Origin of the sequence: Nocardia beijingensis NBRC 16342, assembly GCF_001612785.1 — a bacterium.
GTDB lineage: Bacteria > Actinomycetota > Actinomycetes > Mycobacteriales > Mycobacteriaceae > Nocardia > Nocardia beijingensis.
In genome coordinates this window covers 93434-115535 of record NZ_BDBC01000002.1, presented here as the reverse complement: position 1 = coordinate 115535, position 22102 = coordinate 93434, and the positions used below count along the sequence as shown (strand labels likewise).

Below are 22102 nucleotides of genomic sequence, written 5' to 3'. Positions count from 1 at the left end.
GCCTTCCAGCGCGAGCGGCGCGCCGAACACGTCACCGACGAATCGGGAGTACTCGCTCCAGTTCATCCCGAACTGGAACTCCTGCACGATGCCGGTCGCGACGCCGAGGGCGAAGTTGATCAGGAACAGCTTGCCGAAGAACTTGGTCAGCCGCAGCCAGTGCTGCTTGCCGGTGACGACCCAGGCCGTCTGCATGGCCGCCACCAGCGGCGCGAGCCCGATGGTCAGCGGCACCAGGAGGAAGTGATAAACGGTGGTGATGCCGAACTGCCATCGGGAGATGTCCAAGGCGTTCAAGCCGGCCTCCTGCGTATCTACTACATGTCGTAGTAAGCCTACGCCGGAACAGGCGGCGAACAATGCGTCCTAGGCCACGCTACCAGGGGTGATTTCGCCTGTCGCAGCCTGTTTTCCGTGCTCATCGCCGTCCCGCGCCCGCCCGAGTAGGACGGAGATCACGAAGCGACGCCGATCACGGCAACGACACGGCCATCCGCGCCCGGTCAACGCGACCGAGCACCCCGGCTGACGCGACCGAGCACCTCGGCCGACGCGACCAATCACACCGGTCCGAACAACCCGACCGACACGCCCGATCACGCCGAGCGAGACCCCCGATCACGCCGACCGACACGAACGACCACGCCGACCGAGACCCCCGATCACACCGGCCGACACCACCGACCACCCAGCCGACACCACCGGCCACGTCTTCACGCTGCGCCACGCCGACCCAGCCATGCGCTGTCCACCCCACCGAGCAGACTGGTCCGACCAGCCGCCACCACCGACCACACTGACCGACGGGACAGCCGATCTCGCAAGCACATGGGTAACTCACCGGGTACGCCCAAGACCCGCACCGCACCCCACGCAGGACCTGCGACCAACCCACCCACCTCCCAACCAGTACGGCCTAAAGACCCGGAGAGGCGGGACAGCATCACCAGTCGCCGATGGCTCCCGCTCGCTCGATGCCGCGATCGACCAGCCCGATGATCTCTTCGGCGTTGTCCGGCGCGGACATCCGCAGGCCGTCCAGCGAATTGACCCGCGCGGCAAGCGAAATGCTCGACAGCATCCAGATGCTGTCGCAGGTGAGCAGATCGGCGGTGAACAACGAGTCGTAGCGGCATTTCCAGCCCGCCTTCTCGGCCTCGGCGAACAGCGCGCGCTGGGTGACGCCGGGCAGCACGCCGTTCTTCGCGGGCGGGGTGATCAACTGCTTGTCGCGGGCGATCACCACGGTGGAGCGCGGCCCCTCCAGCACCCGGTTCTCCGTGCTGGTGAAGATCACGTCGTCCGCGCCCATGCGCGCGGCGAACCGGAGGGCGGCCATATTGGTGGCGTAGGACAGCGTCTTGGCCCCGAGCAGCTGCCACGGCGCGGCCTGGGCGAGGTCGATCGAGATGCCGCGCGACAGGGACACCACGGCGACGCCCTCGGTGCGGGCCTTCTCGACGCGCTCCGGCACCGGCACCACGAGGACGAAAGCGGTCGGCACCGGCACGGCGGCGGCGAGGTCGCCGGTCTTGACCTTGTCGGGCGTGCCTGCCAGCTCGGAGTCGCGGCCACGGGTGAGCACCAGCCGCATCACGCCTTCGCGTTCGCTGCCCCACTCCTTGGCGGCGGTCTCCACCGCCTCGCGCCATTTGCCCAATTCCGGCTCGGGCAGATCGAGCGCTTGTGCGGAGCGACGCAATCTGCCTAGATGAAATTCGATCGCGCACGCGACTCCCGCGCGCACGAGCACCGTTTCGAAGACACCGTCGCCACGCAATACGCCAATATCGTCCGCAAACAACAACGGCGCATCCGCATCTCGGACCGCGCCATCGAGAGTTACCAGAACTCGATCCACCATGCGACGAGCGTAGGCGGTGTGAGCGGACAATGCCTATGTCACGGCCGCTTTTGCCAGACCTTTTGTGTGGCCTCCCCATGACGCCCGCCGTAATGCTCGGACAATGCCGATCCGCTATGCCGTTCCGCGCCGCCGTGGCCCGGCTCGCGCACGGCCGGGCGGCCCCGCCTAGAGTGGGAGAGGTGTCCGTGGTCGTTGCGCCCAGCCCCATCCTCACTGTGTCGGGAGCCGTCGCGGGAGCGGCCGGCTCGCCCGACGCCGCCGTCGCCTGGCACTACGGCGATCCGTTCGGCGAGCAGCGCGCGGCGGTGCAGCGCGCCGCGATCATCGACCGGTCGCACCGATTCGTTCTTCGCATCACCGGCGGGGAGCGGCTCACCTGGTTGCACACCATCTCCAGCCAGCATGTCGCCGCGCTGGGCGACGGGCGGTCCGCCGAGAATCTCGACCTCGATCTGAACGGCCGGGTCCAGCATCACTTCGTGCTCACCGAACTGGACGGCGCCGTCTGGATCGATACCGAGGCCGAGCGCGGACCGGACCTGCTCGCGTTCCTGCAGAAGATGGTCTTCTGGGCCGATGCCAAACCGGAGGCCGCCGACCACGCGGTGCTGAGCCTGCTCGGCCCCGGAGTGGCCGCGCTGACCGAGACGCTCGCCATCACCGCCCTTCCCGGGGTGTACGAGGCCACCGCGCTGCCCGGCGGCGGATTCCTGCGCCGGATGCCGTGGCCGACGGCCGACTCCTTCGATCTGGTCGTCCCCCGTGACCAGCTGACCGGCCTGTGGGACCGGCTCACCGCGGCGGGCGCCGTCCCCGCCGGAATGTGGGCGTTCGAGGCGTTGCGGGTCGCGGCCGTGCGTCCGCGTATCGGACTGGACACCGACGAGCGGACCATCCCGCACGAGGCCCGCTGGATCGGCGGCGTCGCCGAACACGGAGCCGTGCACCTGGACAAGGGCTGCTACCGCGGCCAGGAGACCGTGGCCAGGGTGCACAATCTCGGCAAGCCGCCGCGGCACCTGTTGCTGCTGCACCTGGACGGCTCGGCGGACGAGCGCCCGGCCACCGGCGACGACGTCACCGCGGGCGGTCGCGCGGTCGGCAGGCTCGGCACGGTCGTCGACCACTACGAACTGGGCCCGATCGCCCTAGCGCTGATCAAGCGCGCGGTCCCGGCCGACGCCGCGCTGGTCGCGGGTCCGGTCGCGGCGTCCATCGATCCCGATTCGGTGCCCGCCGACGACGAACCGCAGGCGGGCCGTCTCGCGGTCGACCGGCTGCGCGGGCGCTGACCTGTTGACCGACGACCGGCGGGCGGGGGCCTTCCCTCGGCCGACATCCGCACCCTTGCTCAACGCCGAGCTCCCCATTCCAGACGAGAGGAGCGCCGTTCATGCGCGTCGGTGATTCCGGAGAGGTGCTCGCTGCGTGCGTCGTGCACGCCGATATCGAAGTGCCGGGACGCGTCGGTCGCAGCGCCATCGACAAGCGGCCGGTCGCGAGACGGGTCCCGGTGCGCGCCCTCGGCTTGGACGGCGATCACGTCTGCAACACCAAGGACCACGGTGGCGTGCACCAGGCCGTGTACGCCTACGCCGACGAGGACGCCCGCCGCTGGGGCACCGAGCTCGGCCGGGAACTGCCCGCGGGCTGGTTCGGCGAAAACTTGCGCGTGCGTGGCCTTCCGGTCAGCGACTCGGTGATCGGCGCGCGCTGGTCGGTCGGCGACACCTTGCTCGAGGTGAGCGCTCCGCGCGTGCCGTGCGGCACCTTCCAGCACTGGAGCGGCGAGCAGCAGTGGGTCAAACGGTTCGCCCTGCGCAGCGACACCGGCGCCTACCTGCGGGTGCTCACCGAGGGCACGATCGGAGCCGGCGACCGGATCTCGGTGGTGCACGTCCCCGAGCACGGCATCACCGTCCGCGACCTGTTCACCGGCGCCGATCCGGACCTGTTGGCGATCCTGCTCGCCGACGAGCCGACCATCTCCGACGACGTGCGCATGCAGGTGGCCCGACACGCGCGCAGGCATGGCAACGCCGCGCGCGCCGCCGCGCACCGCCACGTGACAGCAAGCACCGACGACATCGGCACGGGAGCGAAATCGTGAGTGTGGAACTGGTCGAGGTGGTCCGCTCCGGCTTCCGCGAATGCGTGCACCGCGGCTCGGTGGTGGTGCTCGACGCCGCGGGCGAGCCCACCCTCGCGCTCGGCGAAGTGCATCTGCCGATCTTCCCGCGCTCGACCAACAAGCCGATGCAGGCGATCACCTTGCTGCGCAATGGTTTCGAGCCGATCGACGACGCCGAACTCGCCATCGCCACGGCATCGCACTACGGCGAGCCCGACCATGTCGCGCTGGTCCGCAGGCTGCTGGACCGGTTCGGCCTGCCCGAATCGTCCTTGGCCTGCCCGGCCGATCTCCCGTACGACGAGGGCGCCCGCACCGCGCTGCTTTCCGGCGGAGGGCAACCGCATCCCATCTACATGAACTGCTCGGGCAAGCACGCGGCGATGCTCGCGACGTGTGCGATCAACGGCTGGCCAACCGAGGGCTACCAGGACGGGGCGCATCCGCTGCAGCGCGCGGTGATCGCGACCGTGGCCGATCTGACCGGCGAGCCGGAAGCCGATCTCGGCATCGACGGCTGCGGATTGCCGATCATCCCGGTTTCCCTGGTCAACCTCGCGCGGGTGTTCTCGGCCATGGCCACGGCCGAGCCGGGGAGCCCGGAACGCCGGGTCGCCGACGCGGTGCGCGCGCACCCGCGAGTGATTTCCGGCACGAACGCGCCCGATCTTCTGACCATGCGGGCCACTCCGGGGCTGGTGTGCAAGATCGGCGCCGACGGCGTGCACGCGGGTGCGCTGCCGGACGGATCGGCTTTCGCGTACAAGATCGAAGACGGGCACGACCGCGCGCGAATGCCGCTGACGCTGGCGATTCTGCACCGGATGGGAATCGAGTGGACCGATGCGCACGCGGAGCTGGCGGCCCCTGCGGTGCTCGGCGGAGGCGCCCGAGTGGGTGTGATTCGCGCGATACCCGGCGTGCTCTAGGTATTCCACGGCAGGGCGACAAGCGGGCAAACGGCACCGGTTCCCGAGTTCTTCACCCACTCCTGGAAGCGAGACCGCCGGACACACGCTAAAGTGTCTGTCAGGAAGAGTATTAATTCGAACGGGGCCGCCACCAAACCCCAGGCCGCCCCGCTGTGACGCGAGGGGGTCAGCCATGGGCCGTGGCCGGGCTAAGGCAAAGCAGACCAAGGTCGCACGCGAGCTGAAGTACAGCTCGCCCACGACCGACTTCGCGAGCCTTCAGCGCGAGCTTTCGGGAAGCCCCAACTCCCAGCGGGGTGGTGTGCTGTCCGATGAGCACGACGCGGACGACTCCTTGTCCCGCTGGGACGAGGACGACTACGACGACTGGCGCCGCTGACTCGGATTTACGCCGAAGGGGGAGGCCGACGGGCCTCCCCCTTCGGGCGTTGTCGCGGGTTGACGTCTCTGGCGCCGAAAAGGCTTGCAACACACCGGAGTCCCGCATCGCATGAGGATGCGGGACTCTGACGTGTCTTCGCCGCGGATCAGAACCGCGGATGCTCACCGACCAGGACGGCGCGCACGGCGTCGGCGTCCTTGGCCTTCTTGACCGTCCCCAGCGTCCAGCATTCGATGTGCCGTGCGGTCAGCACCGCCAGCGCCCGGTCCACGTCCTCCGGCGCGACGACGGCGACCATGCCGACGCCCATGTTGAACGTCTTCTCCATCTCGGGCCGCTCCACCCGGCCGCGCTGGGCGATCATCTTGAACACCGGCGCCGGGTTCCAGGTGCCGCGATCCAGCTCGGCCATCATGCCCGCGGGCAGCACCCTGGCCAGGTTCGCCGCCAGGCCACCGCCGGTGACGTGGGCGAAGGTGCGGACATCGGTCTCGGCGATCAGCGCGAGGCAGTCCTTGGCGTAGATCCTGGTCGGCTCGAGCAGTTCCTCGCCCAGGGTGCGGCCGAATTCCTCGACGTGGCCCGTGAGCGACATGCGGTCGATCTCGAGCAGCACCTTGCGGGCCAGGCTGTAGCCGTTGGAGTGCAGTCCGGAGGAGCCCATGGCGATCACCACGTCGCCGGGACGGACCCGGTCCGGCCCGAGCACCGCGTCGGCTTCGACCACGCCGACGCCGGTCGCGGACAGGTCGTAGTCGTCCGGGTCCATCAGCCCGGGATGCTCGGCGGTCTCGCCGCCGAGCAGCGCGCATCCGGCGCGCACACAGCCCTCGGCGATGCCGGAGACCAGTTCGGCGACCTTCTCCGGGACGACCTTGCCGATGGCGATGTAATCCTGGAGGAACAGCGGCTCCGCGCCGCAGACCACGAGATCGTCCACCACCATGGCGACCAGGTCGAGGCCGACCGTGTCGTGTTTGTCCATCGCCTGCGCCACCGCGATCTTGGTGCCGACGCCGTCGGTGGAGGCCGCCAGCAACGGTTCGCGGTAGCCGCCCTTGAGCGCGAACAGCCCGGCGAAGCCGCCGAGGCCGCCTTGGACCTCGGGCCGGGTCGCCTTCTTCGCCAATGGCCCGAACAACTCGACTGCGCGGTCACCTGCCTCGATGTCCACGCCTGCCGCGGCGTACGAGGCACCACCACTGGGGGTCTGTTCAGTCATTTTCGGGGAAAGCTCCAAACCGAATCGGCGGATAGATGCCTGCTCACGCTACCGGAGCGGGATAACGACCCCGCACCGGTGTTGGCTCGCCCTCTTGACAATAGGGCAGAGCCAACCGTAAAGCGGACGATCAGTCCGTCTCGTCGCCATCGAGCCCCGCCGCTCGCGCCCTGCGGTGGCGTTGCCGCACCGGATCCGGCACCGGTACCGCGGCGACCAAGCGGCGGGTGTACTGCTCGCGTGGCGCGCGCAGGATGCTGTTTCGATCGCCCTCTTCGACCACCGCGCCGTCGCGCAGCACCGTGATCCGGTCGGCGAGCTGGTCGACCACCGCCAAGTCGTGGCTGATGAACAGGCAGGCCCAGCCGCATTCGCGTTGCAGCTCACCGAACAGTTCCAGCACCGCCGCCTGCACCGAGACGTCCAAGGCGCTGGTCGGTTCGTCGGCGACCAGCAGGTCCGGGTCGAGGATCAGGGCGCGGGCCAGGCTGGCCCGCTGACGCTGGCCGCCGGACAACTCGTGCGGGTAGCGGCGTTCGGCGCCGGCGGGCAACCGCACGTCGTCGAGCAGCCTGCGCACCCTGGCGCGAATCTCCGCCGCGCTTCCCGCCTTGTGCACGAGCAGCGGTTCTGCCACGCACTCGCCGACGGTGAGGCGGGGGTTCAGCGAACTGGCCGGATCCTGGAAGACGAACCCGAAGCGCCGCCGGATCGGTCGCAGCTTGCGCGGGGACAGCCCCACGATGTCCTGCCCGCGCACCCGCACCGTCCCCGAGGTCGGCCGTTGCAGCGCCGCGACGCAGCGGCCGATGGTGGACTTGCCCGATCCGGACTCACCGACCAGGCCGAGCGTCTCGCCGGGGCCGATGCGCAGGCTCACGCCGTCCACGGCGCGGAAACGCGGCCGGCCGAACGGGCCGGGGAATTCGACCACGAGATCCCGGACCTCGAGCACCGGGTCGCCTTGGGTCTCGGTGGTTCCGGGCGGACCGTGCTCGATCTGCTCGGTGCCCAGGTGCGGTACCGCGGCCAGCAGGGCGCGGGTGTAGTCGGCCGTGGGACGGGCGAACAGCTCCTCCACCGGCGCCTGCTCGACCACCGCGCCGTCGCGCATCACCACCACTCGGTCGGCGATGTCGGCGACCACACCCATGTTGTGGGTGATCAGCACGATCGCACTGCCGATCCGGTCGCGCAGGTCCCGCAGCAGGGCCAGGATCTCGGCCTGCACCGTGACGTCCAGCGCCGTGGTCGGTTCGTCGGCGATGATCACCTTCGGCTCGCAGGCGATGGCGATGGCGATCATCACGCGTTGTTTCTGTCCGCCGGAGAGCTGATGCGGGTAGTAGTCCACCCGGTGCTCCGGATCGGGCAGCCCGACCAGCCGCAGCAATTCCACCGCCCGCGCCTTGGCGGCCTTCTTGGACAGATCCGTGTGGGCGCGCAGCGCCTCCCCGATCTGGAAGCCGACGGTGAACAGCGGGTCCAGGGCCAGGCCGGGTTCCTGGAACACCATCGAGATCGCGCCGCCGCGCAACGCGGTGAGTTGCCGATCGTTCATCGCGGTGACCTGCTCGGCGCCCAGGGTGACCAGGCCGCGCACCGTGGCCGTCTCCGGCAGCAATCCCATCGCCGTGCGCGAGCTCACCGACTTGCCCGAACCGGACTCCCCGACAATGGCCAGCACTTCGCCGGGATAGACCTCATAGGAGACGTCGGTGACCGCGTGCACCGGCCCCGAGTCGGTGGCGAAGGTGACCGACAACGACTCGATGGACAGGGCGGGACGGCCCCGGTCCGCCGCGGATGACTCAGGCATCGGTCGCGTCCTTCCCGGCGGGCCCGGCCGCCGCCGCGCGACGGGTGCGTAGGACCGGGTTCAGCACTTCGTTGAGACTCTCGCCGACCAAGGTCATGCCGAGCACGACGAGCACGATGGCGACACCGGGGAAGACGCCGGTCCACCAGATGCCGTTGGACACGTCCGGCAACGCTTTGTTCAGGTCGAAACCCCACTCCGCGGCCTGGGTCGGCTCGATGCCGAAACCGAGGAACCCCAGGCCGGCCAGGGTGAGGATGGCCTCGGACCCGTTGAGCGTGATGATCACCGGCAGCGATTGGGTGACATTGGCCAGGATGTGCCGGAACAGGATGCGCGCGGTCGACGCGCCGGTCACCCGGGCCGCGTCGACGTACGGCTCCTGCTTCACGGCCACGGTCGCGTTGCGCACCACCCGGAAGTACTGCGGGACGAAGACCGCCGTGATCGCCACCGCGGCGGACAGCACACCGCCCAGGCTGGTCGAGCGTCCGCCCGCGACCACGATGGACACCACGATCGCGAGCAGCAGCGTCGGGAAGGCGTACATCGCGTCCATGAACAGCACGAGCAACCGGTCCGGCCACCGGCCGACATAGCCGGACAGCAGTCCGAGCGGCACCCCGATCAACAGCGCGAGCACCAGCGAGATCGCGATCACCCACAGTGCCGTCCGCGCGCCGTAGACCACCCGGGAGAACACGTCTTCCCCGCGCACCGATGTGCCGAACCAGTGCTCGGCCGACGGCGCCTGCTGGCGCACGAAATCGACGCCGTCGGAGGCGCTCTGGGCGAATCCGTACGGCGCGATCAACGGAGCGAAGACAGCCGCGACGACGAAGAGACCGACCAGGACGAGCCCGAGGATCAGCGTCGCACGCTGCAAACCGGCGGTCAGCGCGAACAGCCGGAGGCCGGGCACACCACGGCGCGCCGAGGGCGGTGTGCCGAAGGGTTCGTTCAGCAATTCCGGAGCAGTCATCAGAACCTCACCCGCGGATCGATCAGCGCCACCAGGACGTCGACCAGGAAGCTCAGCACCGCCACGATGAGCGCGATGAACGCGACGATGCCCTGCACGGCGATGAAGTCGCGCGCCGACAGGTATTGCGCGAACTGGTAGCCGAGGCCCTTCCACTCGAACGTGGTCTCGGTGAGCACCGAGGCGCCGAGCATCATGGCGATCTGCATACCTATGACCGTGACGATCGGGATGAGCGCGTTGCGGAAGGCATGCCGCCCGGTGACCACGCGGCGGGACAGGCCGCGAGCCCGCGCCGCGTCCACGTAGTCGGCGCGGAGGGTCTGGATCAGGTTGATCCGCACCAGCCGCAGGAAGATGCCCGCGGTGAGCAGGCCCAGCGCGACGGCGGGCAGCACGGCGTGTTTCAGCACGTCGAGGAGGTATCCGGCGTCGCCGTAGCGGATCGCGTCGATCACCATGATGTTGGTCTTCGGGGAGACGTGCTGTAGGCGCAGCTCCACATTGGTGCTGGCCCGGCCCGCCACCGGCAGCCAGCCCAAGCGCACCGCGAACACCAGCTTCAGCAGCAGGCCGACGAAGAACACCGGCGCGGCGTAGAACAAGATGGCCAGCAACCGCAGCGTGGTGTCGGCAGCCGAATCCCGCCGGGTGGCGGCGTATCTGCCCAGCGGAACGCCGATCGCGAACGCGACCACGAGTGCCCAGCACACCAGTTCCAGCGAAGCGGCGCCGTAGGTGATCACCACCTCACTGATCGCCCGGTTGTCCTGGGAGCGGCCGAGATCCCCGTGCAGGAGCCCGGACAGATAGTCCCAGTACTGGGCCAGGATCGGCCGGTTCAGCCCCGCGGCCTCCTTGCGCGCCTCGATCTGCTCCTGGGTCATGCGTCCGCCCATCGCCGCGCTGATCGGGTCGCCGACCACGCGCATCAGGAAGAACACGACCGTGACCAGGATCCACGCGGTCACCGGGATCAGCAGCAGGCGGACGCCGAGGTAACGCAGCAACGCGCCGTGACGAGAATCGCCGCCTGCTTTGCCGGTTCGCCGCAGGCCGGAGGGCCGGGCCGGAACCCATGCCGGTGCGGTGTCCGCCTCCGGCCCGGCCGTGTCGGCGGAACTCACCTGCTCAGCACCGTATAGCGGAACTTGAACGACGCGTCGAGCGTCTGCTCCACGCCTTGCACGCCGGTGGCGGAGACCGCGATCTGCTTGCCGGACAGCAGCGGGACGATCGGCAGGAAGTTCTGCGCGAGGTCACGCTGCACCTGCTGGATCTGCGCGAGCCGCTTGTCCTTGTCGGGCTGGGTCGCCTGGGCGATCAGCTGGGCGGAGATGCCCGGATCTTCGAAGTGCGACTGCAGGAAGTTGTTCGGGCCGAAGAACGGGGACAGGTAGTTGTCCGGGTCCGGGAAGTCGGGGAACCAGCCGAACTGGAAGATCGGGTAGCCGTCGCGGGCGCGTTCGCGCTGGTAGGTAACCCATTCGGTGGATTGCAGGTTGACCTTGAACAAGCCCGTTGCGTCCAACTGCGACTTGATCGCCGCGTATTCCTCGGAGCTGCTGGACCCGTAGTGGTCGGGGTTGTACTGGAGATTCAGCTCGACCGGGGTCGCGACTCCGGCATCGGCGAGGAACTTCGCCGCCTGATCCTTGTTCGGCCCGGCGCCGTAGATGTCCTTGAACGGCTCGGCCGCGCCCGGCATGCCTTGCGGCACCGAGGAATAGGCCGGCAGATAGGTCTTCTTGTAGACGCCGTCCGCGAGCGCCGCCCGGTCGACGGTGGCCGCGACGGCCTTGCGCACGGCCAGTTTCTGCGCTGGCGTGCCGCCCGGCATGGTGTTCAGATTGAACACGATGTACCGCAGTTCACCGCCGGGGCCTTCGTGCACGGCGACCTTGCCGTCGTTGCGCAGCGACTCGATATCGGTGGGTGTGAACGACCGGTATCCCACGTCGAGCGAGCCGTTCTGCAAATCGAGTTTCATGTTGTCGGTGCTGGCGTAGTACTTCGTGGACACCGTCTCGGTCTTCGGCTTGCCGAGGATGCCGTTGTAGTCGGCGAACGCCTGGTACTCGACCAGTTTGTTCTTGTCGTAACTGGCGATGGTGTACGGACCGGAGTAACCCTTCGCCTGCACCACGTCCTGGTCCGGCATCACCTTGTCCGGCGCGTACACCTTCTCGTCGACGATCGGCCCCGCCTGGGTGGGCAGGATGGCGGGGAAGGTCTGGTCGTTGGCCACCTTCAACGTGAACGCGACGGTGCGCGCGTCCACCACGTCGGTCTTCTCCAGGTTGCCCAGCAGCGACGCGGGGCCGTTCGGGTCGTTGATCCGCACCATCCGATCGAAGGAGAACTTGACGCTGGTCGCGGTCAGGGGGTTGCCGTTGGCGAACTTCAGGCCGTCCTTCAACGTGCAGGTGTACACGGTGGGCGCGGTGAATTCGCACTTCTGGGCCGCGTCCGGTTTCGGCGTCGCGTCGCCGGGCGCGAAATTGAGCAGATACTGATAGATCTGGGTCTCGGCGACCAGCGACCCGTTGTCATAGGCGGCCGCGGGATCGAGCGAGAAGATCTTGTCGGTGGTGCCCGTCACCAAGCCGTCACCCCCATCGCCGGTTTGCCCGGAACCGCAGCCCGCCAGCACCGACCCCGCCAAAGTCAGCACACCGACGGCCGCGATGGCTCGCGTCCCGATCCGTCGCCCCAACCTCGAATTCCTCATCACGGCCCCACTTCTCGAGCGCCGCACCGCGTTGCAGGCCCGGTGCGGACACGGGTGAACTTCCGATCTGATCGGCACCGTACCTACCAAGCATTTTCGGCACGTTACGTTTTCGAAGAAAATCCGCGGCGCTCTCAGCAGGTGTTATGCGCAGCGACTACGACCGGGCGGAAAACCGGTCGTACGTCCAGAATTGCCGGACGCCGCATCGCGCGATGTCTCGAGCAGGCCACATCACCGCGCGCGACAGCGAACGCGAGGGGTCACGGCACGCCGACTCCCAACCGCCCTATCGGCGCCACCATCGCACCTGTCCTCGGACACGACCACACCGCTACCCCGCCGCTCACGCCCGCCGCCAGCGGATGGGTGTCCGGATGTGCCGGGCACACCGGCCACACCGGCGACTCGCCCGCCGTCCACAACGCCTCCACCGCCCACTCGTGCGCCTTGTCGGCGAGGTACGCCACCTGCTCCGCGTAGTCGTCGCCGAGCAGCGGTCCGATCCCGGTGCCGCTGCCGTCCGGCTCGTAGAACATCACCCAGTGCACGCCCTGATGCGTCTCCTCGACAACGATGGGCTGAACTGCGCAGGTAGCGGCCAGATCCCGACGCACGGGCTCCAGCGCTGCGGCGTACCTCGCATCCAGGCGCTCGTTGTGCGGCACGCGGGGAGCGAGTTCGGCTACGCGGATCCCGAGCGACGTCGCGCGTTCACGGACGGCTCAGCGCGCTCGCATTCGCGTTGTCGCCGAGCAGCTCCGCCTCGGTCTGGCCGCTGAGCATGCCCTCGAGCACGTTCTTCCCGATCGCGGCCTCGGTGGGCAGCGGGATGGGGTAATCGCCGTCGAAGCACGCGGCGCACAGGCGCGAGCGCGGCTGCTCGGTCGCGGCGATCATGCCGTCGAGCGAGATGTAGCCGAGGGTGTCGGCGCCGATCGACCGGCGCACGCCCTCGACCATGTCCGCGACATCGCCCTCGGTGCCTGCGCCGTTGGCGATCAGCTCCGCCCGCGAGGCGAAGTCGATGCCGTAGAAGCAGGGCCACTTCACCGGCGGCGATGCGATCCGCACATGGATCTCCAGCGCGCCCGCCTCACGCAGCATGCGGATCAGGGCGCGCTGAGTGTTGCCGCGCACGATCGAGTCGTCCACCACGATCAGGCGCTTGCCCCGGATGACCTCGCGCAGCGGATTGAGCTTGAGCCGGATGCCCAGCTGCCGGATGGTCTGGCTGGGCTGGATGAACGTGCGGCCGACGTAGGCGTTCTTCATCAGGCCCTGGCCGTAGGGCACGCCTGAGCCCTGCGCGTAACCGACCGCGGCCGGAGTGCCGGATTCGGGGACCGGGATCACGAGATCGGCGTCGACCGGGTGTTCCTTCGCCAGGCGACGGCCGATCTCCACGCGGGTGGCGTGCACCGAGCGGCCCGCGATGGTGCTGTCGGGACGGGCCAGGTACACGTACTCGAAGACGCAGCCCTTGGGCTCCGGGTTGGCGAAGCGCATCGAGCGCACGCCGTCGGCGTCGATCGCCAGCAATTCGCCGGGTTCGATCTCGCGGACGAAGGCCGCGCCGACGATGTCCAGCGCGGCGGTCTCGCTGGCAACGACCCAGCCACGCTCCAGCCTGCCCAGGCAGAGCGGGCGCACGCCGTGCGGGTCGCGCGCGGCGTACAGGGTGTGCTCGTCCATGAAGGTCAGGCAGAACGCGCCCTTCAGGGTGGGCAGCAATTCCATCGCGGCCTGCTCGATGCTGGAGTCGGCGGCGGCGTGCGCGAGCAGCGCGGTGACCACGTCGGAGTCGGAGGTCGCCGCTGCGGGCTGCGGGCGCCCGCCCCGAACGGAGGCGAGCAGGCCCAATTCGCGTGCGCGGCCCGCTAATTCGGCAGTGTTGACCAGATTGCCGTTGTGCCCCAAGGCAACTCCGGAGCCCACCGCGGTGGTGCGGAAGATGGGCTGGGCGTTCTCCCAGGTCACCCCGCCCGTGGTGGAGTAACGACAGTGACCGACGGCGATGTGACCCGGCATGGCCGCCAGCGTCTGCTCGTCGAACACCTGGCTGACCAGACCGAGGTCCTTGAAGACGAGGATCTGCGAGCCGTCCGACACCGCGATGCCCGCCGCCTCCTGTCCACGATGTTGCAGGGCATAGAGCCCGTAATACGTGAGTTTCGCCACTTCTTCGCTCGGCGCCCAGACTCCGAAGACTCCGCACTCCTCGCGCGGCTCGTTCTCGTCGACGTCCGGGGCGGGACATGAGGTGGCGGAAATGCTCTGGACCGGCAGTTCGGCGTTGGTCACCGTTTGCTCCCTGTTCGGGCGGGCTGGGGGCAGATTTCATTCTACGGATGCGGTGCTGGTGCCCGCGCACCGCCGCCGCATCCGAACAGCAATCCGAGGTGCCCCGAAACGGCCGCCGCGACATCATCGGCTGTTACGGTGCGGACCGTGACGACCACCGACGACGCGAGCACGACAGAGCCGGGCGCGGCGCCTGCGCGCAGGCCATGGCCCAGGATGGTGCTGTTTCCCTTGGCGGTGCTGAGCCTGCTCACCGCGCTGCTGGGCATCATGTATCTCGACTATGTCGTCGATCCGGAGCAGAACCTGCACGATTTCCCGATCGCCCTGGTGAACCAGGATGTGGGCGACATCATCCGCAGCGGGGGCACCGAGCAGAAGGTCAACTTCGGCGACCAGATCACCCGGGCGCTGACCGAAGGGGTGCCATCGGACAAGGTCGACCTGCGCGTGCTCAGCATCAACGAGTCCGAGCGGCAGATGCAGTCGGGGCAGGTCTACGGCGCGATCGTCATCCCGAGCGATTTCAGCAAGCAACTCGGCAACCTGGGTGTGGGCAGTGTCATACCCGGCGACATCCCGCGGCCGATCATCACGGTGCAGACCAACCCGCGCACCGGCGCGTTCGGCACGCAGATCGTGCTCCGGGTCGGCAACGAGGCGCTGACCGAGGTGAACAAACAGGTCGGCAAGCAGTTGCTCGATCAGGTGAACGCCCAGCTCGCGCCGCGTCCGGGCGGGCCGCCCGCGCCCGAGCTGTCCGGCGCGACCAGGGTCGCGCTGGCGTCGCCGATCGAGGTGGTGCAGCAGCAGTACCACCCGTTGCCGCACGGCAGCGGCCAGGGCCTCACCGCGTTCTTCTACGCCCTGTTGCTGCTGCTGGCCGGGGTGGTCGGCGCGATGGTCATCCACACCATGATCGATGCGCAGCTCGGCTTCGTGCCCACCGAGTACGGCCCGTGGTATGTGCACTACCCGCCCACGCCGATCTCGCGATTCAAGACGCTGCTGATCAAGTGGGGCGTGTTCGTGCTCGCGGCGAACATCGTCGCCGCGGTGTTCCTCATCGTCGGCAAGGCGCTGCACATGCCGATCGGCAATCCACTGGCCCTGTACCTCTACAGCGCGCTGGCCATGACCGCCGTCGGCGTGACCGGGCTGTCCATGCTGGCGGCGATCGGCTCGGCGGGCCTGCTGGTGAACCTCATCCTGTTCGTCATCCTCGGCTTGCCGTCGTCCGGTGGCACCGTGCCGATCGAGGCGACGCCGCAGTACTTCGGCTGGCTCGCCTCCTTCGAGCCCATGCACCAGGTGTTCCTGGGCGTGCGGTCGATCCTGTACTTCGACGCCGATTTCGAGGCCGGACTCACCCGTGGCGTGTGGATGGCGGTCCTCGGGCTGGCCATCGGACTGGTCTTCGGCGCGGTGGTCACCCGCTTCTACGACCGCAAGGGGCTGGAGCGCCGCAACATCGTCCGCGCGTGAACCGTCCGCGGCGGTGATCGAACGCGGCCCGAGGACGTCCGCACGCGACCGTGGAGGGCCGCACCGGTTTCGAGCGATCGTGGCCGTCGCCGTCAACGTGCCGCAACGGGTTGCGAGCGCACGTGACCGCCGCCGTGAACCTGCCGCAACCGATTACGAGCGCACGGCACCGCCGCCGTCAACCTGCCGCAATGGTTACGAGCGATCGGGGCCGCTGCCGTCACCTGCCGCAACGAGCTCACGAGCGCATGTGGCCGCTGCCGTGACGCGATTGCCGACAGCGCGGTGGCGAGCTGTCCTCGCTCGCGAACGCGTGGTGCGTCATCGGGCGGCTGGGAAGTCCGCACCGCAGACTGGTCGCGCCGTTCAGCCGACTCGGACGATCGGCAGCCAGTGCGCGATCTCGGCCGCGCGTGTGCCGGATGCGGTCACCGCGCCCGAGGCGAGGGCGTCCTCGAACTCGAGCAGCCCCGTGGCCAGCAGCAGCCAGGTGCGCGGGTCGGTCTCCACGACGTTCGGTGGCGTACCCCTGGTGTGCCGCGGGCCCTCGACGCATTGCACCGCGACGAACGGCGGCACCCGGACCTCGACGGAGTGCCCGGGCGCGGAAGCCGCCAGCGAGCGCGCCGTGGTGCGCACCGCCGCCGCGAGCTCCGCCCGCGCGGGCGCGTCCCCCGACTCGTCGCGCAACCACTCGCTCACCGCCGCCACCGCCGCCCGCGTCTGCGCTGGATCGACCGTCCCTCGTCCTGCCACGTGCCCGACCCTACTTCCCGTCCCGACTCCCATCGCCCGACCGGCCACGCTCCCGGCGTGACGGCAGGCCGCCGTAGGCGAGTTACGGCTACGACGCCAAGATGCTCAGCCGCTCCCGAAACCGGGGGTCGCACGATCATCCCCAACCGTCCCCAGACGGAACCGGGCCACACGAGCGCCGCGCGGGGTGGCTTCGCAACGTCGGGCCACGCGCGGAGCGATAGCTCCGCCCGCGTTCATGGCGAGGTGCAGCAAGGCCGGGGCGGCAGTCCCCCTGGTGCGGCGGCGCAGCCAGCCGAACACCAGTCCGCCCGCCGCGGTGACGGCCACGGTGGCGGGAACGCTGTCGCCCACGGCACGCGCGGGAGCGACGTGCCAGAGCCCGAAGGCCGCCGCACCCACCAATGCACCGGCTCGCGGACCGAGAACACGGTCGAGCAAAGGGCCCAGCGTGCCGCGGAAGACGAGTTCCTCGCTGTAGACGGTCCCGAGGGGGATGTGGACCGCCACCCACTCCCAGGTCGGCACTTCGGGTCCGCGGTCGGTTAGTTCGGCCAATCGCCATCGCAGCGCCGGAACGGCAAGGGCCGCTCCGTAACCGGCCACAACGCCCGAGGCGGCGAGGAGCCCCCCGCGCACGCCACGCTTCGAGCAGCGGCCAGGGCCGCCTCGTAACGCGAGCGCGTACACCGTGGCGAAACCGGCATTGGCTGCCGTCCGCCCGCGTATGCCGAGACCAAGGCGAGGCAGGACCGCGTTGTTCCAGACGAGCAGAACACCCACGGCCACAACGGTTTTCGAGAATCGGCCGAGACTCACTTCGTCTTCCGCTCGAACTCCTCCGCGGCCTCCACTTCGAGCCGGATCCGTTCGGAACGTTCCGCCGTCCAGTCCGGCGGCGCGGCGATGGCGGCCCAGCCGTCCAGCACCAGGCTTCCGTAGCGGTGCCCGTGCCCGTCGGTGACGCCCTGCGCGTTGGTCAGATCGGCGGCCACCTGCCAGAACGTGACGAACGGCCACCAGCGCATCTGGGAGGAGACATCCGAACCGCGCGGCTCCGACAGCCAGTCCGGGCGCGAGAAGATCAGATCCGGCGACCACCAGACGATGGGGTCGGACGCGTGTTGCAGATACGCGATGCGCGGCGGCCGCCATTCCGACGAAGGGCGCGCCAGATCGGCGCTGTCGGAGGCGAACCGGACCACCAGCCCGTCCGCGTACAGCGGCTCGACCTCGCGGGAACCGGGATCGCGGCGGGCGACGAACTGCTGCCACAGCCGGTTGGAATTGGGCGGCCCGACCCACAGCGCGCCGTCGACCTTGGCCCGCAGGTCGGCCAGACCGTCGAACGCCGCCTCGGAACCCTGTGAACCCAGGCTCTCGCCGTACACCAGCAGTTTCGGCCGTACCTCCGGCGGCCGAGCGGTCCAGTGCCGGTACACCGCGTCGAACAGGTCCCTGCCCGCCGCGGTGGCTTTGTTGCGGTCGGCCAGGAACGACAGCACGCTCGGCAGATACGAGTACTGCGTGGCGACGAGCGCCGTGTCGCCGTCGTACATGTACTCGATCGCCCCCGCCGCCAGCGAGTTCACCCATCCGGTCCCGGTGGTGGTGACCACCACGAGCGCCTTCCGGTCGAACGCCCCGGTGCGCTCCAGCTCGGACACCGCCAACTCGGCCGGTGCCTGGTCCCCTTCGACCGACTCCAGGCCGACGTAGGCCCGGATGGGTTCCTTGGCCGGACGGCCGGTGACCGAGGTGATGCGGCTCGCCGTCGGCCCGTGCGAGACGAACCAGCGTCCCTCGAAACCGAGGGTCTCCCACTTCGCCAGCGAGGCCGGGCTGCCCGACCGCTCCGGTTGCTGCGGCTGTACCGCGTTCACCGAGGTGTGGTCGTTGCGCACGCTGAACGCCGAGTTGGCGACCGCGAAGAACGCTTGGGTGGCGACACCGTTGAAGATCGTCACCGCCAGCACCACCAGCACCAGGAATCCGGCGGCAGGGGCGAGTTCGCGCGGCACCCGCACCCACCGGTTGAGCAAACGGGCCAGGAACAGGATGATCTCCCGCACCGTCCGGTAGACCGCGACCGCAGCGGCGCCGACCGCCAAACTGAGCAGACCGGTGCGCAGATAGGCGGGCGTCGTGGTGCCCGCCATGCCCATCAACGCGGTGATCTCACGCTGCCAGCGCGCCGACTGCACCAGCATCAGCGCCGCGCTCATGGCGGCGGTGAACAGCACGGCGGACTTGATCGCGTACCGCACCCACGTCGGCGGCGGCGCGATCTTCAGCCGCGGCCGCACCCACAGCCGGAACAGCCACTCCAGCAAACATCCGGCGCCGTACCCGATGGCGGCGTTGATCCCACTGATCAATCCCTGGAACAGCCAGTCGCGCGGCAACAGCGACGGGGTCACCGACAGTGCGAAGAACACTGTCGCCACCACCAAGCCGACGTAGTTGAGATCGATGACGTCCTCGACGCGCCGGGTCGCCGCGACCGCGCGCGTGCGCAGCTTTCGCATGGTCCCGGCGGTCTCCAGCATTCGACCAGTATGGCGGTCGCCACCGACGGTCCGGCGCGTCGGCCACCGCGACGCGGGCGCGTACGACGCGGATCACACCCCCGCAGCCCGTAATCGAACGCTGTCGCGCGGATGGCAACTACCCATTCCGCTCGAGTAGTTGTACACGGGTGCCCGGGTCCCGCCGTACGGAAACTTTTGGTCATGAGCACTACGACCGCGGGGCAGAAGGCCAGCGCCGCTTACGTCGCACAGGCCGCGATCGCCTTCGGCATCAGCTTCGTCGGCATCGGCATCGGGATCTACGCGCTGCCGCTGGACGTCTGGCAGCGCGGATTCCTCGGAATGTCCGTGTTCTTCCTGGTCACCAGCACTTTCACGCTGGCGAAAGTAGTGCGCGACCAGCACGAGGCGGCGACCATTCACGGTCGCATCGATCAGGCGCGGATGGAGAAGCTGCTCTCCGAGCACGATCCGTTCAATTCCGTCGCCTGAGTACGCGCACCTGGGCGGGCCCGGTAACGAGGGGTCCAGGCCCGCCCAGGTGGGCGTTTCGTCAGACGGTTCCCGCGCCGAACAGCCTCGGGAGCGTACCTTCGTGCGCGGCCCGCAACTCGTCCATGGTGATCGAGAACTGGCCTTGCACCTCGACCGAGTCCGAGCCCTGGTCGACCACGCCGATGCGCACCCACGGCAGTTCACGCGCGGTGCACATGCGGGTGAACCTGGTTTCCTCCGAACGGGGAACGGCGACCAGCACGCGGCCCGCCGACTCGGAGAACAGCGTGACGAACGGGTCGGCGTCCTCGGGAAGCAGGATGCGGCAACCGGTCTCACCGGCGAGCGCCGCCTCCACGACGGCCTGGGCGAGACCGCCCTCGGACAGGTCGTGCGCGGCGCTGATCATGCCGTCGCGCGAACCGGCGGTCAGCACTTCGGCGAGCAACTGCTCGCGGGCGAAATCGACCTTCGGCGGGACGCCGCCGAGATGGTCGTGCGCCACCTGCGACCAGATCGACCCGCCGAACTCGTCACGGGTCTCGCCGAGCAGGATCAGCGTCTCGCCCGGCTCGAGGCCGATGCCGGTCGGGATGCGACGGTGCACGTCATCGATCACGCCGAGCACGCCAACCACCGGGGTCGGCAGGATCGCGGTCTGGCCGGTCTGGTTGTAGAAGCTGACGTTGCCGCCGGTGACCGGGATGCCGAGCGCGACGCAGCCGTCGGCGAGGCCGCGCACGGCCTGCTGGAACTGCCACATCACGCCGGGATCCTCCGGAGAACCGAAGTTCAGGCAGTTGGTGACCGCCTTCGGCGTCGCACCGGTGCTTGCCACGTTGCGGTAGGCCTCGGCCAGCGCCAGCTGCGCGCCCGCGTAGGGGTCCAGCTTGGTGTAGCGGCCGGAGGCGTCGGTGGCCAGCGCGATGCCGCGGCCGGTCTCCTCATCGATCCGGATGACGCCCGCGTCGGCCTGGTCGGCCAGCACCGTGTTGCCGCGCACGTAGCGGTCGTACTGCTCGGTGATCCACTTGCGGCTGCACAACTGCGGGCTGGAGATCATCTGCAACAGCGTGGCGCGCAGTTCGTCGGCGGTCTTCGGCCGGGCGAGCCGATCAGGGGTGTCGGCGATCAGCGCGTCCTGCTCGTCGGGGCGCGCGACCGGGCGCTCGTAGACCGGGCCCTCGTGCGCGACGGTGCGCGGCGGCACGTCGACCACGGTCTCGCCGTGCCAGGTGACCACCAGCCGGTCACCGTCGGTGACCTCGCCGATCACCGTGGCCAGCACGTCCCACTTGCGGCACACGGCCATGAACGCGTCCACGTTCTCCGGGGTGACCACCGCGCACATGCGCTCCTGCGACTCGCTGGAGAGCACCTCGGCGGGCGTCATATTGGCCGCGCGCAGCGGCACCTTGTCCAGCTCGATGCGCATGCCGCCGTCCCCGGCCGCCGCGAGTTCGGAAGTGGCGCAGGACAATCCGGCGCCGCCGAGGTCCTGGATGCCGACCACCAGCTTCGCCGCGTACAGCTCGAGACAGCACTCGATGAGCACCTTCTCGGTGAACGGGTCGCCCACCTGCACCGAGGGCAGCTTCTTGCGGCCGGAGCCGGATTCGTCGCCGGAGAAGGTGTCCGAGGCGAGCACCGAGACGCCGCCGATGCCGTCCAGGCCGGTGCGCGCGCCGAAGAGCACGATCTTGTTGCCGGTGCCGGAGGCGAAGGCCAGGTGCAGGTCCTCGACCCGCATCACGCCGGCGCACAGCGCGTTCACCAGCGGGTTGCCCTGATAGGAGGCGTCGAACACGGTCTCACCGCCGATGTTCGGCAGGCCGAGCGAGTTGCCGTACCCGCCGACGCCGCGCACCACGCCGTCCACCACGCGACGGGTGTCGGCCGCGTCCGCCGCGCCGAAGCGCAGCTGATCCATCACCGCGATCGGGCGCGCGCCCATCGCCATGATGTCGCGCACGATGCCGCCGACGCCGGTGGCCGCGCCCTGGTACGGCTCCACGTAGGAGGGATGGTTGTGGCTTTCCACCTTGAAGGTGACCGCCCAGCCGTCACCCACGTCGACGACGCCCGCGTTCTCGCCGATGCCTGCGAGCATGGACGCGCGCATCTCGTCGGTGGTGGTCTGGCCGAAGTAGCGCAGGTGCACCTTGGAGGACTTGTAGGAGCAGTGCTCGCTCCACATCACCGAGTACATCGCCAGCTCGGCGTCGGTGGGCCTGCGACCGAGAATCTCCTTGATGCGGGCGTACTCGTCGTCTTTGAGGCCGAGTTCTTTGTAGGGTTGCGCCACGTCGGGGTTTGCTGCGGCTGCGCTGACGGTGTCGACCTGCGGAGTCACGGAGTACCAGGGTCCTTTCGGCCGGGCATGGGGGTCGGCAAGCCGGCGGAGCCGGCGGGGTGGGCGCGCTCAGCGAAGCGACGAGCGTTGTCACTGGGCGGCGGCGAGATGC

Annotated in this window: 20 protein-coding genes; 7 read left to right on the top strand and 13 right to left on the bottom strand. The window is 69.1% G+C overall.

All coding sequences use genetic code 11. The features are described 5' to 3' along the window. Together NB3_RS01285 and NB3_RS01280 are read right to left on the bottom strand one after the other, a co-directional pair. A partial coding sequence (locus NB3_RS01285) for a cytochrome ubiquinol oxidase subunit I (protein ID WP_169810632.1) occupies nucleotides 1-297 on the bottom strand: 297 nt, incomplete at its 3' end. A gap of 646 nt (nucleotides 298-943) precedes the next feature. Then, on the bottom strand, nucleotides 944-1804 hold the full coding sequence (locus tag NB3_RS01280) for an aminodeoxychorismate lyase (RefSeq protein ID WP_244891727.1): 861 nt from the start codon (nucleotides 1802-1804) through the stop codon (nucleotides 944-946). Between NB3_RS01280 and NB3_RS35985 the strand changes: the two genes are divergently transcribed. The 5 genes from NB3_RS35985 (at nucleotide 1712) to NB3_RS01260 (ending at nucleotide 5309) form a co-directional block, all read left to right on the top strand. Further along, nucleotides 1712-1945, top strand: a complete 234-nt coding sequence (locus tag NB3_RS35985; RefSeq protein WP_244891728.1) for a hypothetical protein — start codon at nucleotides 1712-1714, stop codon at nucleotides 1943-1945. The genes NB3_RS01280 and NB3_RS35985 overlap by 93 nt on opposite strands. 101 nt (nucleotides 1946-2046) lie before the next feature. Then, a complete protein-coding gene (gene ygfZ / locus NB3_RS01275) occupies nucleotides 2047-3159 on the top strand; it encodes a CAF17-like 4Fe-4S cluster assembly/insertion protein YgfZ (protein WP_067795215.1) in 1113 nt (370 codons plus the stop codon). Between the two features lie 101 nt (nucleotides 3160-3260). Next, nucleotides 3261-3977, top strand: coding sequence for an MOSC domain-containing protein (locus NB3_RS01270; protein ID WP_067795160.1), 717 nt, complete (start codon nucleotides 3261-3263; stop codon nucleotides 3975-3977). Next, a complete protein-coding gene (locus tag NB3_RS01265; RefSeq protein ID WP_067795157.1) occupies nucleotides 3974-4927 on the top strand; it encodes an asparaginase in 954 nt (317 codons plus the stop codon). The genes NB3_RS01270 and NB3_RS01265 overlap by 4 nt, the downstream gene beginning before the upstream one ends. Nucleotides 4928-5102: 175 nt before the next feature. Then, nucleotides 5103-5309 (top strand): DUF3073 domain-containing protein, encoded by a 207-nt coding sequence (locus tag NB3_RS01260; RefSeq protein ID WP_067795154.1) that lies wholly within the window; start codon nucleotides 5103-5105, stop codon nucleotides 5307-5309. Between the two features lie 148 nt (nucleotides 5310-5457). On the opposite strand, the gene purM is transcribed toward NB3_RS01260, so the two are convergent. The 7 genes from purM to purF all read right to left on the bottom strand — a co-directional run bounded on the left by purM (nucleotide 5458) and on the right by purF (nucleotide 14370). Next, nucleotides 5458-6534: a phosphoribosylformylglycinamidine cyclo-ligase gene (purM, locus tag NB3_RS01255; RefSeq protein WP_067795151.1), complete on the bottom strand. Its 1077-nt coding sequence runs from the start codon at nucleotides 6532-6534 to the stop codon at nucleotides 5458-5460. Between the two features lie 130 nt (nucleotides 6535-6664). Then, nucleotides 6665-8353 carry an ABC transporter ATP-binding protein gene (locus NB3_RS01250; protein ID WP_067795148.1) on the bottom strand — a complete coding sequence of 563 codons (1689 nt, stop codon included), beginning with the start codon at nucleotides 8351-8353 and terminating at the stop codon, nucleotides 6665-6667. Then, complete coding sequence (locus NB3_RS01245) at nucleotides 8346-9335, bottom strand: ABC transporter permease (RefSeq protein WP_067795145.1); 990 nt, start codon at nucleotides 9333-9335, stop codon at nucleotides 8346-8348. Before NB3_RS01245 ends, NB3_RS01250 begins: the two co-directional genes overlap by 8 nt. Further along, on the bottom strand, nucleotides 9335-10345 hold the full coding sequence (locus NB3_RS01240) for an ABC transporter permease (protein WP_174553152.1): 1011 nt from the start codon (nucleotides 10343-10345) through the stop codon (nucleotides 9335-9337). Before NB3_RS01240 ends, NB3_RS01245 begins: the two co-directional genes overlap by 1 nt. A gap of 113 nt (nucleotides 10346-10458) precedes the next feature. Beyond that, on the bottom strand, nucleotides 10459-12024 hold the full coding sequence (locus tag NB3_RS01235; protein WP_371855871.1) for an ABC transporter substrate-binding protein: 1566 nt from the start codon (nucleotides 12022-12024) through the stop codon (nucleotides 10459-10461). 305 nt (nucleotides 12025-12329) lie between these two features. Next, nucleotides 12330-12734 (bottom strand): hypothetical protein, encoded by a 405-nt coding sequence (locus tag NB3_RS01230; RefSeq protein ID WP_218020515.1) that lies wholly within the window; start codon nucleotides 12732-12734, stop codon nucleotides 12330-12332. Nucleotides 12735-12780: 46 nt separating this feature from the next. Next, nucleotides 12781-14370 (bottom strand): amidophosphoribosyltransferase, encoded by a 1590-nt coding sequence (gene purF, locus NB3_RS01225; protein ID WP_067795139.1) that lies wholly within the window; start codon nucleotides 14368-14370, stop codon nucleotides 12781-12783. 216 nt (nucleotides 14371-14586) lie between these two features. On the opposite strand from purF, the gene NB3_RS01220 reads away from it, so the two are divergent. Beyond that, a complete protein-coding gene (locus NB3_RS01220) occupies nucleotides 14587-15855 on the top strand; it encodes an ABC transporter permease (RefSeq protein WP_067795137.1) in 1269 nt (422 codons plus the stop codon). A gap of 366 nt (nucleotides 15856-16221) precedes the next feature. On the opposite strand, the gene NB3_RS01215 is transcribed toward NB3_RS01220, so the two are convergent. From NB3_RS01215 to NB3_RS01205, 3 genes are all read right to left on the bottom strand, one after another. Continuing rightward, nucleotides 16222-16611 (bottom strand): sterol carrier family protein, encoded by a 390-nt coding sequence (locus NB3_RS01215; RefSeq protein WP_067795134.1) that lies wholly within the window; start codon nucleotides 16609-16611, stop codon nucleotides 16222-16224. Nucleotides 16612-16716: 105 nt separating this feature from the next. Further along, entirely contained in the window at nucleotides 16717-17394 is a 678-nt protein-coding gene (locus NB3_RS33850; protein WP_244891726.1) for a CPBP family intramembrane glutamic endopeptidase, read from the bottom strand. A gap of 32 nt (nucleotides 17395-17426) precedes the next feature. After that, the gene (locus NB3_RS01205; protein WP_067795126.1) at nucleotides 17427-19160 is read right to left on the bottom strand and encodes an alpha/beta hydrolase; all 1734 of its coding nucleotides are present in this window, start codon (nucleotides 19158-19160) and stop codon (nucleotides 17427-17429) included. A gap of 183 nt (nucleotides 19161-19343) precedes the next feature. Here NB3_RS01205 and NB3_RS01200 point away from each other — a divergent pair, with 183 nt between their 5' ends. Next, entirely contained in the window at nucleotides 19344-19634 is a 291-nt protein-coding gene (locus tag NB3_RS01200) for a YiaA/YiaB family inner membrane protein (RefSeq protein WP_067795124.1), read from the top strand. A 61-nt stretch (nucleotides 19635-19695) separates the two neighbouring features. Here NB3_RS01200 and purL read toward each other — a convergent pair whose 3' ends face one another. Further along, nucleotides 19696-21990 carry a phosphoribosylformylglycinamidine synthase subunit PurL gene (gene purL, locus NB3_RS01195; RefSeq protein ID WP_067795120.1) on the bottom strand — a complete coding sequence of 765 codons (2295 nt, stop codon included), beginning with the start codon at nucleotides 21988-21990 and terminating at the stop codon, nucleotides 19696-19698. Nucleotides 21991-22102: the final 112 nt, after the last annotated feature.